At 68.9% G+C, this 17,137-nt stretch carries 14 protein-coding genes and 1 tRNA gene; 8 read left to right on the forward strand and 7 right to left on the reverse strand.

Annotation, left to right across the window (positions count from 1 at the left end):
- Positions 1 to 428 precede the first annotated feature (428 nt).
- The gene (locus tag APZ21_RS02575) at positions 429 to 1,379 is read left to right on the forward strand and encodes a hypothetical protein (protein WP_082392771.1); all 951 of its coding nucleotides are present in this window, start codon (positions 429 to 431) and stop codon (positions 1,377 to 1,379) included.
- A gap of 43 nt (positions 1,380 to 1,422) precedes the next feature.
- Entirely contained in the window at positions 1,423 to 3,690 is a 2,268-nt protein-coding gene (locus APZ21_RS02580; RefSeq protein ID WP_054811580.1) for a heavy metal translocating P-type ATPase, read from the forward strand.
- Between the two features lie 50 nt (positions 3,691 to 3,740).
- On the opposite strand, the gene APZ21_RS02585 is transcribed toward APZ21_RS02580, so the two are convergent.
- Complete coding sequence (locus tag APZ21_RS02585) at positions 3,741 to 3,902, reverse strand: hypothetical protein (RefSeq protein WP_156370581.1); 162 nt, start codon at positions 3,900 to 3,902, stop codon at positions 3,741 to 3,743.
- A 202-nt stretch (positions 3,903 to 4,104) separates the two neighbouring features.
- Positions 4,105 to 4,177 (reverse strand) — tRNA-Gly (locus tag APZ21_RS02590).
- Between the two features lie 125 nt (positions 4,178 to 4,302).
- Between APZ21_RS02590 and APZ21_RS02595 the strand changes: the two genes are divergently transcribed.
- A complete protein-coding gene (locus tag APZ21_RS02595) occupies positions 4,303 to 4,578 on the forward strand; it encodes a helix-turn-helix domain-containing protein (protein ID WP_054811582.1) in 276 nt (91 codons plus the stop codon).
- A 1-nt stretch (position 4,579) separates the two neighbouring features.
- On the opposite strand, the gene APZ21_RS02600 is transcribed toward APZ21_RS02595, so the two are convergent.
- Positions 4,580 to 5,341 carry a lysophospholipid acyltransferase family protein gene (locus tag APZ21_RS02600; RefSeq protein ID WP_054811636.1) on the reverse strand — a complete coding sequence of 254 codons (762 nt, stop codon included), beginning with the start codon at positions 5,339 to 5,341 and terminating at the stop codon, positions 4,580 to 4,582.
- Between the two features lie 108 nt (positions 5,342 to 5,449).
- Between APZ21_RS02600 and APZ21_RS02605 the strand changes: the two genes are divergently transcribed.
- Entirely contained in the window at positions 5,450 to 6,358 is a 909-nt protein-coding gene (locus APZ21_RS02605) for a hypothetical protein (protein WP_054811583.1), read from the forward strand.
- Between the two features lie 63 nt (positions 6,359 to 6,421).
- Positions 6,422 to 7,960: an MBL fold metallo-hydrolase gene (locus APZ21_RS02610; RefSeq protein WP_054811584.1), complete on the forward strand. Its 1,539-nt coding sequence runs from the start codon at positions 6,422 to 6,424 to the stop codon at positions 7,958 to 7,960.
- Between the two features lie 77 nt (positions 7,961 to 8,037).
- On the opposite strand, the gene APZ21_RS36230 is transcribed toward APZ21_RS02610, so the two are convergent.
- Positions 8,038 to 8,142 (reverse strand): BP74-related protein, encoded by a 105-nt coding sequence (locus APZ21_RS36230; RefSeq protein WP_420845269.1) that lies wholly within the window; start codon positions 8,140 to 8,142, stop codon positions 8,038 to 8,040.
- Positions 8,143 to 8,272: 130 nt separating this feature from the next.
- Positions 8,273 to 9,220 carry a DMT family transporter gene (locus APZ21_RS02615; RefSeq protein WP_054811637.1) on the reverse strand — a complete coding sequence of 316 codons (948 nt, stop codon included), beginning with the start codon at positions 9,218 to 9,220 and terminating at the stop codon, positions 8,273 to 8,275.
- Positions 9,221 to 9,378: 158 nt separating this feature from the next.
- Here APZ21_RS02615 and APZ21_RS02620 point away from each other — a divergent pair, with 158 nt between their 5' ends.
- Genes APZ21_RS02620 through hisD form a run of 3 tightly spaced genes read left to right on the forward strand, consistent with a single transcriptional unit; the run spans position 9,379 to position 13,774 of the window.
- Positions 9,379 to 11,298: an HAD family hydrolase gene (locus APZ21_RS02620; protein WP_054811585.1), complete on the forward strand. Its 1,920-nt coding sequence runs from the start codon at positions 9,379 to 9,381 to the stop codon at positions 11,296 to 11,298.
- Positions 11,295 to 12,431, forward strand: a complete 1,137-nt coding sequence (locus tag APZ21_RS02625; RefSeq protein ID WP_054811586.1) for a pyridoxal phosphate-dependent aminotransferase — start codon at positions 11,295 to 11,297, stop codon at positions 12,429 to 12,431. The genes APZ21_RS02620 and APZ21_RS02625 overlap by 4 nt, the downstream gene beginning before the upstream one ends.
- Positions 12,428 to 13,774 carry a histidinol dehydrogenase gene (hisD, locus tag APZ21_RS02630; RefSeq protein ID WP_204249029.1) on the forward strand — a complete coding sequence of 449 codons (1,347 nt, stop codon included), beginning with the start codon at positions 12,428 to 12,430 and terminating at the stop codon, positions 13,772 to 13,774. Before APZ21_RS02625 ends, hisD begins: the two co-directional genes overlap by 4 nt.
- Positions 13,775 to 13,826: 52 nt before the next feature.
- Here the strand turns inward: hisD and APZ21_RS02635 are convergent, their stop codons facing one another.
- Together APZ21_RS02635 and APZ21_RS02640 are read right to left on the reverse strand one after the other, a co-directional pair.
- Entirely contained in the window at positions 13,827 to 15,152 is a 1,326-nt protein-coding gene (locus APZ21_RS02635) for an MFS transporter (protein WP_371852349.1), read from the reverse strand.
- A 78-nt stretch (positions 15,153 to 15,230) separates the two neighbouring features.
- Positions 15,231 to 17,081 carry a putative bifunctional diguanylate cyclase/phosphodiesterase gene (locus APZ21_RS02640; RefSeq protein WP_239476464.1) on the reverse strand — a complete coding sequence of 617 codons (1,851 nt, stop codon included), beginning with the start codon at positions 17,079 to 17,081 and terminating at the stop codon, positions 15,231 to 15,233.
- Positions 17,082 to 17,137: the final 56 nt, after the last annotated feature.

Here is a 17,137-nt window from a genome sequence, read left to right on the forward strand (position 1 = left end):
GTCTTTGGCCGCGACTTCGTGGGCGGCGGGGTCGCGGCCCTTTGGGCTTCGCGAACTGTGACTTTGTCCGTGACCGCGCCTTCGGGGCGGCGGGGTCGCGGCTCTTGGGTCCTGCGAATTGGTTCTGTGGTCTCGAGCCTTCGTCGTGGGGTTTGCGGGCCTTCTGGGGCGTGCCTTTGTTGCGGCGGGGTCGCGGGGGTTTCGGGGCTCGCGGGTGGGTGGCCGAAAGGTGCTTCTTTGTCGCTTTGTCTCGGTCGCTCGGGTACGAGGGAGGGCCTTGTCGGCGGGCTCTGGTCCCCGGTTCGACCGGGGGCTTTGTTGTATCCGCACCTGGGTTCGAATCTCTTGACAAAGTACCCTAGGGGGGTATGGTAGCCATTGCAATCGGCGCGACTGGCGCGCCGCTCAGACGAGCACACGGAGCACCGATGAACGCACCGCTCAAGTTCGCCGGATTCGCCCTCGGTCTCGCGGCCGTATTCGGCATCGCGCTCGCCACCGGCGCGCTGCTCGGACCCGAGCCGTCCGAGCCGGTCGCGCACGAGGAGCACACCGCGGGCGCCGGTGGCGCGAACGAGATGCCGGGAGGCCTCATGGCCGCCGACCGCGGCTACACACTGCAACTGGAGAATTCGATCGCCGCCGCCGCGCCCGATGCCGCGCTGCCGTTCCGCATACTCGACGCGCAGGGCGCGCCGCTCACCCGTTACGTGACCGAGCACGAGAAGGATCTGCACCTGATCGTGGTGCGCCGGGACATGGTCGGCTTCCAGCACGTCCATCCGGTCCTCGACGACAGCGGCCGCTGGACCTCGACCGTCGACCTCACCCGCGCGGGCGATTACCGCGTCTTCGCCGACTTCGTCCCGCAAGGGGGTTCGAATCTGATCCTCGGCGCGGACCTGCGCGTCGCCGGGCAGTACGACGTCCGCGCGCTGCCCGCACCCGCCGCCGTGGCGACAGTCGGCGACTACACCGTCACGCTCGACGGCGCCCTCACCGCGGGCCGGACCGCGCAACTCACCCTGTCGGTGCGCCGCGACGGGCGCCCGGTCACCGACCTGCAACCGTATCTGGGCGCCTACGGCCACCTCGTCGCGCTGCGCGCCGCCGACCTGGCCTACTTGCACGTCCACCCGCAGGGCCATCCCGGCGACGGCGTCACCCCGGCCGGACCGGGTATCACGTTCGCGGCCACCGCGCCGAGCGCGGGCGACTATCGCCTGTTCATGGACTTCCGGCATCAGGGGGTGGTCCGCACCGCGGAATTCACCGTCCGCGTCGCGGCGTCCGATGGGACCGCCGCCGAGACACACGGCGACATCGCCGAACCGGACGGCGACCACGGCGCCACCCCCGCCCCGGCCCATTCGCACTGATCAGACGACAATCGGCACTGTGCCGCACAGAACGGAGCACACGATGACCACCGCGACGCGACCGCCCGAGACCGCGCAAACCGCGCCGGACCGGGTCGAACTGGTGATCGGTGGCATGACCTGTGCGTCGTGCGCCAATCGCATCGAACGCAAACTCAACAAACTCGACGGCGTTCGCGCCACCGTGAACTACGCCACCGAGAAGGCGGGCGTCGAGATCACCGGCGGCGCCGTCACCCCGCAGGACCTCATCGACGCGGTCACCGAGACGGGTTACACCGCGAGCCTCCCCGGGCCGAAGAACGAAGCGCCCCGCGATACCCCCGAGGGGGATCCCGCGGCCGCGCTGCGCACTCGGCTACTGATCTCGCTCGCGCTTTCCGTACCGGTGATCGCCATGGCGATGATCCCGGCGCTGCAATTCACCAACTGGCAGTGGCTGTCACTGACCTTGGCCGCACCGGTGGTGGTGTGGGGCGCGCTGCCGTTCCACCGCGCGGCGCTGACCAACCTGCGCCACGCCGCCGCGACCATGGACACCCTGGTCTCGCTCGGCACTCTCGCCGCCTTCGGCTGGTCGCTGTACGCGCTGTTCTTGGGTACCGCGGGCACGCCGGGCATGACGCATCCCTTCGAATTCACCATCGCCCGAATGGACGGCACCGGCAGCATCTACCTGGAAGCCGCGGCGGGCGTCACCACCTTCATCCTGGCCGGGCGCTACTTCGAGGCGCGTTCCAAGCGCCGGGCGGGCGCCGCGCTGCGGTCACTGCTCGAACTGGGCGCCAAGGAGGTCTCGGTCCTGCGCGACGGCGTCGAGGGCCGCATTCCGATCGAGGAACTGCGTGTCGGGGACGCGTTCGTGGTGCGCCCCGGGGAGAAGATCGCGACCGACGGCGTCGTGGTCGACGGTTCCTCCGCGGTGGACGCCTCGATGGTGACCGGTGAATCGGTGCCCGTCGAGGTCGGCGTCGGCGACACCGTTATCGGGGCGACCGTCGACGTCGGCGGCAGGCTCGTCGTGCGTGCCACCCGGGTCGGCACGGACACCCAGCTCGCCCAGATGGCGAAGCTGGTCGAGGAGGCGCAGAACGGCAAGGCGAACGCGCAGCGACTCGCTGACCGGATCTCCGGCATCTTCGTGCCGGTGGTGATCGCGCTGTCGGTCGCCACCCTAGGCTTCTGGCTCGGCACCGGCGGTTCGGTGGCCGCGGCGTTCACGGCCGCGGTCGCGGTGCTGATCATCGCCTGCCCCTGCGCGCTCGGGCTGGCCACACCGACCGCCCTCATGGTCGGCACCGGTCGCGGCGCCCAGCTCGGGATTCTCATCAAGGGCCCCGAAGTCCTCGAATCCACCCGCCGGGTGGACACGGTGGTGCTGGACAAGACCGGCACCGTCACCACCGGCACCATGACCCTGCTCGACACCGTCCCCGCCGATGGTGTCGACGCCGAACAGATGCTGCGGCTGGCGGGCGCGCTGGAGGACGCCTCCGAACACCCCATCGCCCGCGCCATCGCCGAGGGCGCCCGCGCACGGGTCGGGACGCTGCCCGCGGTCGCCGATTTCACCGCGTCGGCCGGACTCGGGGTCAACGGCATGGTGGACGGGCATGCGGTGGTCGTGGGCAGGCCCCGGCTACTGGCCGACTGGTCGCTGCGACTCGATGACGACCTGGAGCGGACCCGGCTGGCCGCCGAGGCCGACGGCCGGACGGTCGTCGCGGTCGGCTGGGACGGCAGTGCCCGCGGACTGCTCGTGGTCGGCGACGCGGTCAAGCCCACCTCCGCCGAGGCCGTCGCCCGATTCCGGGCACTCGGCCTCACCCCGATCATGCTGACCGGCGACAATGCCGCCGCGGCCCGCGCGATCGCGGATCAGGTCGGCATCGACGAAGTGGTCGCCGAGGTGCTGCCGCAGGAGAAGGTCGAGGTCGTCGCCCGCCTGCGGGCCGAGGGCAAGGTGGTCGCGATGGTCGGCGACGGAATCAACGACGCCGCCGCGCTGGCCGAGGCCGACCTCGGTCTGGCCATGGGCACCGGCACCGACGTGGCAATCGAGGCGAGCGATCTGACCCTGGTCCGCGGTGATCTGCGGGCCGCCGCGGACGCCATTCGCCTGGCGCGCGCCACGCTGACCACCATCAAGGGCAACCTGTTCTGGGCATTCGCCTACAACGTCGCCGCGATCCCGCTGGCCATGGCCGGACTGCTGAATCCGATGCTCGCGGGCGCCGCGATGGCGTTCTCGTCGGTATTCGTCGTCAGCAACAGCCTGCGGCTGCGCCGATTCGAGCCCGCGGCACGCTGAGACCGGATACCGAACGGCCTCGGCCTATCCGCCGCGCGACCCCGCCTGGTTCAGCGGGCCGCGCGGCGGAATTCGGTCGTTGTCGCCCCCGGCCCTTCGGCGGCGATGAGGCGCAGACAGGTGTCGTGTTCGGATTCACCGGGTCGGCGTTCGTTGCGGAGCCGTAGGACGGCATGCGCCAGATCGATGCCCAGAACATTCGATAAACGCATCGCGTCGACCTTGGCCACGGAAAAGCCCTCCTATGTCTCGAGAAACGATGTACCCGGACATCCGGCTGCTGAACCCTCTTATTCGATTCGGTCCCGCGAGTACGCGGAGTAGTCGGATCACCGGAAATCTCGGGCGCGTCGCGCGCTTCGCACCGGGAAGGCCGACGGTGCGGTGGCCCTCCGGTTGTTCGGAGGGATTGAGAGCGGATGACGAGATTCGAACTCGCGACCCTCACCTTGGCAAGGTGATGCGCTACCAGCTGCGCTACATCCGCGTGCACGCCGCTCCGACCTGGATTTCCGGCGGCGCCCTCGTGCGAGGGTGAACTGTAGTCGAACATTACGGAAAACCGGAAATCACCAGGTCGGGGCGGGTTCGCGGGATGTAGTCCCTTCCAGCGTGATCCGCAGTCGCGCCACCGCCCTCGGCCGTATCCGCTGGCTCACCGCGTGCATCGGCGTCTCACCCAAGCACTTCGCCAGGCTCAGGCGGGTGCGCCGGGTGCTGGAGCACGCGGGTCGCACGCCACTGGCCCAGCTCGCGACGGGCAGCGGCTACTACGACCAATCCCATATGAACGCCGATTTCCGCACCATCATGGGTATTCCGCCCGCCTCGTTCCAGCGCGGCGAACGCCCACGGCCCACGCCGTGCGCCGCGCTGCGGGCGGCGTGATTCACCCCTGATCCGACTCCTCCCGGCGGGCTTTCGCGGCGGCGCGCTCGGCGGCCTCCGCCTCGTCGAGCGCGTTGGCCTCCTCGAGGGTCGGCGCGCTGCCGCCGAGGCGGGCAGGCACCCAGTACGCGCCGGGTTCGTGGACGTAGTCGCGCTGGAGTTCGGCCAGCATGGACTGCATGGTGGAGCGCAACCGCGCGGTGAGTTCGGCGGCGGGCTCGACGGCGGGAATCGGTTCGCCGACCGCGATGGAGATGGGGGTGTTGGTGCGGCCGAGCCGTTTCGGGAATCCCTTGGTCCAGACCCGCTGCGCGCCCCAGATGACGATCGGGATGATCGGCACCCCCGCCTCGATGGCCATACGGGCGGCGCCGGACTTGAATTCCTTGATCTCGAAACTGCGGCTGATCGTCGCCTCCGGGTAGACCCCGACCAGTTCCCCGCGACGCAGATACTCCACGGCCGCCTTGTAGGAGTCGGCGCCCGCGGTGCGGTCCACCGGAATATGCCTGAGCGCGCGCATGATCGGACCGGTGACCGCGCTGTCGAACACCTCCTTCTTGGCCATGAACCGGATGTAGCGCTTGGGGGTTCGCACGGGGATGCCGGCATAGGTGAAGTCCATGTAGCCGGTGTGATTGACCGCGAGGACGGCTCCACCGGTCGCGGGGATGTGCCCGTCCCCGGTGACGGTGAACTTCAGACCTTCGACGAAGAAGACGGTACGGGCCAGCCCGATGATCGTCCGGTAGACGGGTTCCACAATTCCGCTAGCGTAGTCGCAGACTGTTCCGTAGGGCAGCGGCGCCGCCGCCCGCCCCGGCACGGACACGCCGATTCGGACACACACCGACGAAAGAGGATCTCCGAAGTGGAACGCGCCCGACCGCTATCGCGTGAGCACCACCGGACGGCGCGCGGTGGTCCCGGCGGAATTTCCGCCGCGGCGCTGGTCGGCGGTGTGGTGCTGAGCGCGTTGCTGCTCGGCGGCTGCGATTCGGTATCCGGCATCCCGGTCGACGATCCCGCGCCCGCGCGGGCCGCGGCGAGCACCATCGTCACCACCGCGACCCCGCCCCCGACGTCGACGACCGCCGCGCTCGCACCGCCGCCCGCGGACGCGCCGCCGGTCGGCGAGGTGCCCGGGTGGCCCGATGCCGCGGTCGCGGTGCGCCGCTGGGCCGCCGACCTGCGCACCGCGACGCTCACCGAACTCCAGGCCAAGTGCTGGACCATCGCACCGGGCAACGCGGCCGAGATGTACCAGGGCAAACAGGCGATCCTGAACGCGCTCGCGCAGCCGGGCGTCGCGAGCGCGAACGCCGCGACCTGGAAGTCCCGGGCGACCACGGTCACCGTCGAGCGTGACCTGATCCACACCGGCTACGCCTGTCCGCGGGTGTTCCCCGCGGGTTCGGAGATCGCCTACAACGATGCCGACGCCCGTCACACCGTGCGGCGCTATCTCGCGCGACTGGTCGGCTCGCCGCTCGACGCCGCCGATCGGGAGGCCGACTACCCGCTGGTGTGCAAGGCCACGCCCGCGACCTGGGATCCGAAGGGCACCGGCTCGCCGACCCAGCCGCCCTTGGCCGTCAATTCCGCGAAGTTGTCCGGTATCACCGAATTCGACGGCCAGGAGATCAGCTCGGCCCGACTCGGCTCGGAGTACCTGGCTGTCGAGGCTCCGGTGACCGATTCGACGGGGACGACGAAGACCCGTACCTTCACAGTGGCGGAGGGGCCGGAGGGCTATTGCATCGGCGACGTCACGTCGTAACCGAGTCCCATGCGCCCATCCCGGTACCCTTGATGGCTGGTAAAGGTCAGGAGGAAACAGCTCGTGCAGATCACCAGCGTCGGACACGCGGGATTCCATATCCGCACCGCGGCCGGGACGATCCTTTGCGATCCCTGGGTCAACCCCGCGTATTTCGGATCGTGGTTCCCCTTTCCCGACAATACGGAGCTGGACTGGGACGAGCTGGGCAGTTGCGACTTCCTCTATGTCTCGCATCTGCACCGCGATCATTTCGACGCGAAGAATCTCCTCGAACATGTCGACAAGGACGCCACGGTCCTGTTGCCGGACTTTCCGGTGCCGGATCTGAAACGTGAGCTGCGGAAGCTCGGCTTCCACAAGTTCTTCGAGACCGAGGATTCGGTCAAGCACACCGTCAGCGGTCCCGGCGGCGATATCGACATCATGATCATCGCACTGCGCGCGCCCGCCGACGGTCCGATCGGCGACTCGGCACTGGTCGTCTCCGACGGCGAGACCACCTGTTTCAACATGAACGACGCGCGCCCGGTGGATATGGACGTGCTGCGGGACTCCTTCGGCCACATCGACATCCACCTGCTCCAGTACTCGGGCGCGATCTGGTATCCGATGGTGTACGACATCCCCTCCCGCACCAAGACCAACTTCGGCAAACAGAAGCGTCAGCGCGGTATGGACCGGGCGCGCAGCTATATCGAACAGGTCGGCGCGACCTGGGTGGTGCCCTCGGCGGGACCGCCGGTATTCCTCGACGACGAATTGCGCTATCTGAACGACGATCACGGCGACGAGGGCAATATCTTCCCGGATCAGATGGTCTTCCTCGACCAGATGCGGATTCACGGCAACGAGGGCGGCGTTCTCATGATTCCGGGATCGGTCGCCGATGTGCGCGGCGCCGAACTGGAATTGAATCATCCATTCGAACCCGGTCTGATCTACGACAACAAGGCCGAGTACATCGAGAAGATGGCCCATCGCCTCGCGCCGGTGCTCGAGGCCGAGAAGGCCACCTGGGCAACGGGTGACGGGCCGCTGCTCGAACCGCTGCGGGAGCTGTTCGAGCCGATCATGGCGCAGTCCGATCTGATCTGCGACGGCATCGGCTATCCGGTCGGCCTGGTACTCGGCGCGGAGACCGTCGTGCTCGATTTCCCCAAGCGTGTGGTGCGCGCCCCCGTCGAGGGTGAGGGCAAATACCGCTACGGATTCCGTATCGAACCCGATCTCGTGCGCACCGTCCTGCGCGACCACGAACCCGACTGGGTGAACACCATTTTCCTGTCGACCCGCTTCTCGACCTGGCGGATCGGCGGATACAACGAATTCCTCTACACCTTCTTCAAATGCCTCACCGACGAGCGCATCGCCTATGCCGACGGCTGGTTCGCCGAGGCGCACGACGATTCCGCGTCGACCGAACTGGACGGCTGGGAGATCCAGCGTCGATGCCCGCACCTCAAGGCGGATCTCTCCAAATTCGGCGTGGTGGAGGGGAATACGCTCACCTGCAATCTGCACGGCTGGCAGTGGGATCTGGAGTCGGGCCGCTGCAAGACCTCCAAGGGCCACGAACTGCGCTCCAAGCGCCTGCCCTGACCGTACGGATCCGCCGCTTCCGACCTACGCCTTCGGCCGGCACCCGTCCCATGCCGGCCGAAGGACTCACCGCCGGATCAGGCCGCGATCTCCCTGGTCAGCCGGGACGACCACGGGCACCAGAAACAGCCGGGCAGGAAGGCGCCGCATGCCTCGTCGAGGTGATCCTCGGTATAGGTGATGCTCGAATCGCTATTCGATCAGCATGTCCGCACCATCGCACACCGGTCCAGCTCGCGAAATACGAATCGGCGGAACGGATCAGACAACAGACGGCAACCGTCCGGTATGCGGCGGATCGGTCCCGCTCCGCTACCGGCGACAGCTCGCGAGGGCGACCGCCACGAGGGTGAGCGCGCAGCCCGCCGCGGTTGTCACCGAGATACCCGCATCGGTCGGAGCGGCCACATCCAGTACCAGCGCCGCGCTCAGCTGACCGGCCACCGAGGTCAACGCCAGCAGCAGTACGCCGATCCAGCGAACCGTCAGCGCCGCCAAGGCGATGAAGCCGACACCGATGACGCCGCCGAGATACAGCCACGGCTGCGTGGGCAGAACGAGATGCCTGTCCGAGACCGCCCACAGCGCCGCCTCCAAGGCGACCAGCGCGACCACACCGACCCCGAAATTGACCAGCGCCGCCGCGAGCGGGCCACCCGCGGCGCCGACCCGGCCATTGACCGCCTGCTGCCAGGCCAACCCGATGCCGGCCAACGCGGGCGCGACGATCAGCAGCCAGGGGGGCAGCGCCCGCAGCGATTCCGGCAGCGCCGACGCCGCGCCCCCGGCCTGCGACCGGCCGAGCCCGGCCATCAGCACCGCGCCCGTCGCCAGTGCCGCGCCGCCCATCCGCGCCGCGGTGACCGGGGTGCGCCCGCTCGGCGCGAGTCCGAGTCGATCGACGACCAGACTGCTCGACAGCTGACCCGCCACTGCCGCGACCGTGAAGGCGGTGACGCCGACGGCCGCGATGGTGAGCCCCTGACAGGCGACGAACAGCGCACCGCAGAGCCCGCCGAGCAGATGCCACGGCCGTAATTCGGCGCACGCGAGCGCCCGCCGGACACCGCCCATCCCCCGGCGCACGCGTGCGTCGAACACGAAGACCGAGCACAGGATCACCAATCCCACCCCGAAACTGATGGTGGCCGCGGCGATCCCGTCGTGCAGCCGGACACCGAGCGCACCGTTGATCCGGCCCTGCACCGCGACGCCGGCGCCGATGCAGAATCCGCAGATCAGCCCGCCGGTCCTGCGCATATCCACTCCCGCACGGTACTTGGCGCGCGGACCCGTGATCGACACGACCGTCTGCCTCGAATTCCAGCGCGGATCGGGTCGCGTCCTATACGATACGCAGCAGGTATGCCCAGGCAGCTGCATGCCGAGGCGTGCGAGGCGCCGGGTATGATCGCGACATGCTTCTCGCTGGTCGCCTCGCCATCCCCGAGGGCATCGAGGCCCTGCTCTTCGATCTCGACGGGGTCATCATCGACTCGCTCTCCCTCGATTACCAGGTGGTCGGGGAGATGCTGCGTGCCGAGCTGGGCGAGACCACCGAGGTGCCGAAATCGATCATCCGCACCCATTTCGCGCTGTCGCTGCCGGATTTCTGGCGGGCGATCTCCGACAGCCGCGGTCTCGGGCTCAGCGCCGAGGCCGTCGACCGGCTGGTCGAGGCGCACGAGGCGCGCCGCCGCGAGATCACCATGACGGTGCACGATGGCATCGCCGACATCCTGACCGACGCGCGCGCCGCCGGTCTGCGGGTGGCCGTCGTATCCAACAATCCCGAGGCCGAGATCCGCAAGACCTTGGCCAATATCGCGCTCACTCCCGATCTGGTCGTCGGCAACGACGTGCCGGGACTGCGCCGCAAGCCCGCGCCGGACATGTACCTCGAGGCCGCGCGCCGCATCGGGGTCGAACCCGCCGTGTGCGTCGCGATCGAGGACTCCCTGGTCGGCACCCGGGCCGCGCACGACGCGGGCTGCGTCACCATCGGCGTCGCCACCGGCGCGAACTCCTACCGCGAACTGTCCGAGTCGGGCTTCGTGGCACACACTTATCTGGATTTCGCGCCGTCGGCGGTAACGCTCGGCCGCGACGGCGTCACGAACAAGACGCTGCTGACCCCCAACGAATTCGTCAGCCACATGGTCGAGCACATCGCCTGGCGTCTGGGCTGCTCGGTGCGTTTGACCTGGCGCAACGACGACTGGCACTGGCTCGGGCGCGCGGTCGGCGAGCAGGTGCGGGCGCAGTCGCTGCGACTGCCCGCGGCCAGGACCATCGGCATGATCGATGACGGCAGCGCCGAGGTCACCGTGGACGTCACCGAGCCGGGACAGGTCGTGGTCCACGGCTCCGGCCAGGTCGATCTGGACTGGTTCCTCTCCGCCCGTGTCGAACAGGTCGCCGAGGGGTCCGCGCTGGTGGAACTGCTGCGCGGTGTCGCCGAGGGCGCGCGGGTGCGCATCGACGTGCGCGTCGCCAGTTTCGAGGACCCGCACCACACCTGGGAAGGCGTCTACCGCGGCGTCGGCATCGCGTTCGACCGCCTGGTCAACGAGCGTCCCGTCGCTCCCGGCAAACCCGCGGGCGGTATCGCCGCCGCCGGCGCCTGCGCCACTGACGCCTTCGAGCGTCCGGTCGAACGCGGCTGGGTGGTGCGCGGCGCGTCACCGTGGAGCGCGCGGGTCGAGCGCCGCACGGCCGAGAGCGTGGTCGCCATCGACGTCGAGATCGACGCTCCCTCGGTGCGCTACACCGTCGAGGTGGCCGACACCATCGACGTCGCGGGCATCGGCGACCTGCTGCGCGAATTCGCCGAGGGCGCGGGTCTGCGACTGGACGTGCTCTTCGAGGCCACCCGGCTCAACTCGAGTCACGTCGTGACCGAGGATGTCGGCATGGCGCTCGGCCGCGCGCTCAAGCAGATGTCGGTCGAGCGCATGGAAGCCTTCGGCATCCAGGGCGCGGGCTCCAATTACGAACGCGTCGGCGAGCACACCCCGATCCGGGTCGGCGTGAGCATGGAGGGCCGCAAGTTCTGGAAGTTCGTGCCGATGGACGAGACGTACGCCGATCTGCGCAAGCGCTTCCTCATCGGGCACACCCTGTCCAACGGCCTGTTCACCGAGGATCTGGACGATTTCATCGACGGCCTGTCCGGCGGTATGGAAGCCAGCGTCATGGTGCACATCGACCGTGATATCGACCCCGAGAAGGGCTGGCCGCTGCTGTTCCGCGGACTCGGCGAAGCCGTCGCCGGACTGCTGTCGGCCAACCCGCACCGGCGTTCCCTCGCACCGGGGGTAAAGGCGACCCTGGCATGACGACGTCCGATCGCGCGACGGTGCCCTTCCGTATCGCCGACCACGTTCTCCACGCCTCGCCCTACGTTCCCGAATGGCTCGACCTCGACCGGTCCCGCTACATCCGGCTGGACCGCAACGAGAACACCCGGCCGCTGCCCGCCGCGGTGCGCGAGGCGCTGGCGCGCGGTATCGACGCGGCCGCGGTCCAGTCGTACCCGGAACCGGCGCCGCTGCACCCGCTCGTCGCCGAGTACGCGGGTGTGCCCGCCGACCACGTGATGGTCACCAACGGCTCGGATCAGGGTATCGATCTCACCGTGCGCCTCGCGCTGCCCCCGGGCGGTTCGATGGCGGTGGCGCGACCGGAGTTCGCGGTGTTCCACCATGTGGCCGATGCCATCGGCGGGCGGATACTCGGCGTGCCCTACGGGCCCGGATTCGAATTCCCGTACGCGGAGTTCACCGCGGCCGTCGAATCGGGACGGCCCGATCTGATCACGCTGATCAACCCGAACAATCCGACCGGAACCGCCATCGACCCGCGGTACGTCGAATCGGTGGTGGCCTCGAATCCCGGTGTCGCGATCATCGTCGACGAGGCGTATTACGAATACACCGGCCACACCGTCGCGCGGCTCACCGAGCGGTACCCGAATCTCATGGTGCTGCGCACCTTCTCGAAGGCGTTCGCGATGGCCGGGCTGCGGCTCGGCTATGTGATCGCCGCCCCGGAGATCATCGGCCACCTGCGCAAACTCCAGAATCCGTTCGACGTCAACCAATTGGCGATCGTGGCGGGCACGGCGCAACTCGCCCGGGCCGACGAGGCGATGGCCGAGGTCCGCGACGCCATGGAAGTGGTCAAACCGTTCGTGGTGCGGTCGCTGACCGAACTCGGGGTCGAATTCACGCCGGGCTCGGCCAATTTCGTCCTGATCCGCCCGCGCGACTGCGCCGACGCGGTCCGGTACCTGAGCGACGCGGGCATTCTGGTGCGCTCCATGACGGCGCCCGCGCTGCGCGGCACGTTCCGGGTCAGCCTCGGCACGTTGACGGAGATGCGGCGCTTCATCGAGGTGTTCGGGACATACGTGAACGGGGAACGACACGTCGGCTCGGACCCGAATCGTCCGAAGGAATGGGAAGGGTGACCGTGACCGACACGCTCCAAATCAACCGATACGTCCTGAGCGACCTGTCGCCCGCCGAGCGGCGGCGGTTGCTGGAGCTGCGCGCCCAGGACAATCTCGAGACGGTCGAGCCGACCGTCCGCAAGGTGGTCGAGGCCGTCCGGTCCGAGGGGGACGCGGCCCTCGTCCGCTTCACCGCGGAATTCGATCGCGCCACCGTGTCGGCGGCGGATCTGCGGGCCTCGGAGGCCGAATTCGACGCCGCGGAGAAGCTGGTCGACGACAGCCTGCGCACCGCGATCGCGCAGTCCATCGAGAACATCCGCAAACACCACCGCGCGCAGCTGCCGCGGGCGATGTGGATGGAGGAGGTCGTGCCCGGCGTGCTCGCGGGCGAGCGGGTCACCCCGATCGACTCGGTGGGCCTGTACGTGCCGCGCGGCAAGGGCTCGTTCCCGTCGGTGATGATGATGCTGTGCGTGCCCGCGATCATCGCGGGCGTGCCCGAGATCGTGGTGTGCACCCCGCCCGGCCCGGACGGCACCGTCGACGCGGCGTCACTGGTCACGGCGCGGATGTGCGGTGTGACCACCGTGATCAAGGTCGGCGGCGCGCAGGCGATCGCCGCCATGGCCTACGGCACCGAGACCGTCCCGAAGGTGGACAAGATCCTCGGACCGGGCAACCAGTACGTGACGGCCGCGCGCCGCATGCTCTCCGGCGTGGTCAACCCGGGCCCGCCCGCGGGGCCGAGCGAATCGGTGGTGCTGTGCGACGGCGACGCCGATCCGTTGACCACGGCACGCGAACTGCTGGTCGAGGCCGAGCACGGCGAGGATTCGGCCGTACTGCTGGTCACCGATTCGGCCGAGCTGGCCGACGCGGTCATCGACCTCGTTCCGGGGCTGGTCGCACAACTCCCGGAGCGGCGCGCCCTGAACTGCACCACGGTGCTGTCCAATTACGGCGGCGTGGTGATCACCGACACCGTCGCCGAATCGGTCGAATTCGTGAACGCCTACGCGCCCGAACATCTCCGGGTACTGGTGCGCGACCCGTTCGAACTGCTGCCCTCGATCGTCCACGCGGGTGAGGTGCTGCTCGGCGAATACGCCTCGATCCCCTACGGCAACTTCGCGATCGGCGTGAACGCCATCCTGCCGACCGGCCGCAATGCCCGCACCTATTCGTGCATGGGCGTGGAGGAGCTCATGAAGCGCTCCTCGTTCGCCTACGTTTCCGAGGCGGGCGCCCGACGCATCGGCCCCGCCGCCGTGAAACTCGCCTCCTACGAGGGCTTCCCGGCACACGAGGCCGCCGCGCGGCATGTGCTCGATCGGATCGCGGGCGACGGCGACAGCTGACGGCTCCGCACACGCGCGCCCATCCGTCCGGGTGGGCGCGCGACAGGCCGATTCACCTTTCGATACCGCGGCGCGGCAACCACTTCGGGGCCGCCCAAGCGATGACGAGCATGACCACGCCGAGTAGCGCCACCGTGCTCGACAGCGACAGCCACCGCGTCACCACCACGACGAACCCGAATACCGCCAGCGCCACGACCTCCGACAGCAACCCCGACACCGAGGTGACGGTGGCGCGCGCCTGCCCTTCGATCGCGTCCTGCAGGCGCGCCTCGGCGACGACATCGGCATTGAAGACGATGCCGTAGGCGAGACCGATCGCCGTGAAACCGGCCACGGTCAGTGGATAGACGAGTCGCGGCTGTCCGGCCGCGATTCCGGCGGCCACCGTGCCCGCGATGAACAGCACCCCGGCCACCGCCAGCGCCACGCCCATCACCACACCCGACATGCGTTGAGTCCGACCGGCCAGCAGCGACCCGGCCAGCGACCCGAGCACCGTGACCCCAACCAGCAGCGGCACTATCGCCGTCGAGACGCCCGCGTCCTCGGCCAGCAGGGCGAAGTACTCGTCATAGGCGGTGACGCCGTAGATCAGCGCGACCAGCAGCACTCCCGCGCGCACGTGCCGCACCCGGACCGATTCGCCGATACCCGCCCGCAGCATGGACCGGTACCGCGCGAAGATCTTCGGTTCGGCGCCGCCGATCGCGGGTCCGATCTCACCAGGTATGGACGGGATCTGTGCCGGCGCGTCGGCATCCAGTTCGTCCACGCCCGCGGCCGATACGGCCTTGGGCGGGCTCGGCAGGGTCAACGCGATCACGCAGTGCAGACCGGACACCGCCACACTGACCCAGCCGACCAGCGCGTAGCCGCCCAAGGCGTAGAGCGGCGCGGCCGCGAGAATCGCCACGACCACCGAGGATTCCTGGGCCGCCCGTGCGTAACCCATGACGCGCGGATACGACTTGCCCGCGCCCGCCGCGGTGAGTTCGTCGTAGACCAGCGCCTCGAAGGTGCCCGACTCCAGGGCGCTCGCCACACCCCAGACCACGAAACCGACACCGAATCCGACGAACGACGGCGCGAGCGTCCACACCGTGAATCCGGTGGCCATCAGCACCGCGCTGAGTATCAGCATCGCGCGGCGCGACACCGTATCCGCCCATGCGCCGGAGGGCACCTCCAGCAGGAACGCGGTCACCGACCACATGGCCAGCAGCAGGGAAATCTGCGCGGTGCTCAGCCCGTGGTCGGCGAACAGCAAGGCGTAGAGCGCATACAGCGGGATCAGGTCGCGCGAACCCCGGAACAGGACGGCGCGAACGGTCAGCCCGCGAATATCGCGGCGACGGCCCCGCGACAGGGCCGTCAACGAACCGAGGAATCAACAGCCGTAGACGAGAAGACGCATACCGTCAGCTTCGAGCGCGACGACGTATCCGTCAAGCGATTATCCGAGCGGCAGCCAGCCGTTGGCGGCGTGGCGGGCGTCGTCGTCGCGATGGGAGTCCGACGTACCGGGACCGATGCGGCCGCGCCGCTCGTTCAGATCGCTGATCAGCTCCGACACCGGATGCGAATCGCTGTAGTGATAGCCCTGGGCCAGCGCGAAACCGAGTTCGGTGAGCACCGCGGCCTGATATTCGGTCTCCACGCCTTCGGCGATGACCTGGAGGTCGAGTGCGTTGCTGAGCGCGGCAATCACGCCGAGCAGCGGCGGCGCGGGCGAGTCGGAGCGGATCGCGGCCACGAAGGACTGGTCGACCTTCAGTATGTCGCTCGGCAGGGTGGCGAGCCTGCTGAGCGAGGAATAACCGGTGCCGAAATCATCGATCGCGATACGGACGCCGCTGTCGCGCAGGGCGTGCAGATTCGCGATGGCGGTCTGGGATTCGGCGGCGAGTTCGCTCTCGGTGACCTCGAGGACCAGCTGATCGGCGGGCCATCCGGTGCTTGCCAGAATGCCCGCGACCCGCTCGGCATAGTTGGATTCGGCCAGTTCAAGTCCGCTCACGTTGACATTGAGCGTGAGATCCAGCAGTGCGAAGGTCTCCTGGAGGCGGGCCGCGTCGGCGCAGGCGCGCCGCAGCACCAGCTCGTCCAGGTCGGAGATCAGGTCGTATTCCTCGGCGACCCGGATCAGTCCCTCGGTGGTGACATCGGGTTGGGCGCTGGAGGACCAGCGCAGCAGCGCCTCGACGCCGACCGCCTTGCCGCCGCCCTCGCTGAGGCTCACGATCGGCTGGTAGTGCACGTCCAGCGCGCCGCTGTCGATCGCCTCGCGCAGTTCCACCGCCAGCGGCAGCTGCCGGGAGGATTCCAGCACGGTGCGATTGCGGCCCGCTTGCTTGGCCCGGTAGAGGCCGACGTCGGCGCGGCTCACCAGCAGTGATCCCGACTCCCCCGGCTGCCAGGAGGTGACACCCGCCGAACAGCCCGTGGTGACCGCGGCGCGCAGTTTCTCGGTGAGCAGTATCGCGGCCTGTTCGGTGGTGTTGGGCAGCAGCAGAGCGAAGGCGTCGCCGCCGTAGCGGGCCAATCGCTGATCGGGGGCGAGCAGGGCGGCCCAGGTGTCGGCGACCCGTTGCAGCACGGCGTCGCCCGCGCGGTGTCCGAGATGGTCGTTGATCTTACGGAAACGGTCGAGGTCGACCAGCACCAGCGACAGGCCCTGGCCGCCGCGGGCGGCCGATTCGATGGCGGCATTGAGCGCCCGGTCGAATCCGCGTCTGTTCAGCAGGCCGGTGAGCACGTCGATATCGGCCTCGGAGGCCATCCTGGTCAGGATGCCGACCACGACGCCGACCCCGAAGGTCACACCCGCCGGAATCATCCCGGACCACCAGGGCAGATCGCGGGTCGGCAGCACCAACAGGCACATGACGATGGCGAAGGCGAGATGCGCCGATGCCTGCGACCAGCGGAAGAACAGCGCCGCGTCGCAGGCGACGAAGACGTAGAAGGCGGCCAGGCTGATCGCGCCGACGGTGTTGGGGAACGAATGCACGGCCACGGTGATCAGCACGGTCGCTATCGCGACGTAGGCGTGGTGGATGCCGTGCGGCATCCGCGGCCCCCACGCGAGCAGCGTAAGACCCAGCACCAGCGCAATGGCTGCCGCCGTACCGACCAGCGGTCGATTACCCTCGTCGCCCGGGGCGATGGCCGTGATCACCAGGCCGAGCACACCGCCCATGACGTAGAACGCCCCGGTGGTCCGGGCCATGACCATTGCCGTCGCCAACGCCGATGCCGCCCGCACCCGGGTTCGGGTATCGCCGCGCGCCCCGATTCCTCGCACGGCCAATAGCCTAGACACAACGCATCCCGCCGGATGCCACATCCCGCTAATCGGCA

Source organism: Nocardia arizonensis, assembly GCF_001310275.1.
Taxonomy (GTDB): domain Bacteria; phylum Actinomycetota; class Actinomycetes; order Mycobacteriales; family Mycobacteriaceae; genus Nocardia; species Nocardia arizonensis.

Bases quoted from the DNA above. Each gene is read 5' to 3' on its own strand.
- APZ21_RS02615 (WP_054811637.1), bottom strand. From the start codon at position 9,220: ATGCGCAGGACCGGCGGGCTGATCTGCGGATTCTGCATCGGCGCCGGC.
- APZ21_RS02580 (WP_054811580.1), top strand. From the start codon at position 1,423: ATGACCACCGCGACGCGACCGCCCGAGACCGCGCAAACCGCGCCGGAC.
- APZ21_RS02575 (WP_082392771.1), top strand. From the start codon at position 429: ATGAACGCACCGCTCAAGTTCGCCGGATTCGCCCTCGGTCTCGCGGCC.
- APZ21_RS02625 (WP_054811586.1), top strand. From the start codon at position 11,295: ATGACGACGTCCGATCGCGCGACGGTGCCCTTCCGTATCGCCGACCAC.
- APZ21_RS02585 (WP_156370581.1), bottom strand. From the start codon at position 3,902: ATGCGTTTATCGAATGTTCTGGGCATCGATCTGGCGCATGCCGTCCTA.
- APZ21_RS02620 (WP_054811585.1), top strand. From the start codon at position 9,379: ATGCTTCTCGCTGGTCGCCTCGCCATCCCCGAGGGCATCGAGGCCCTG.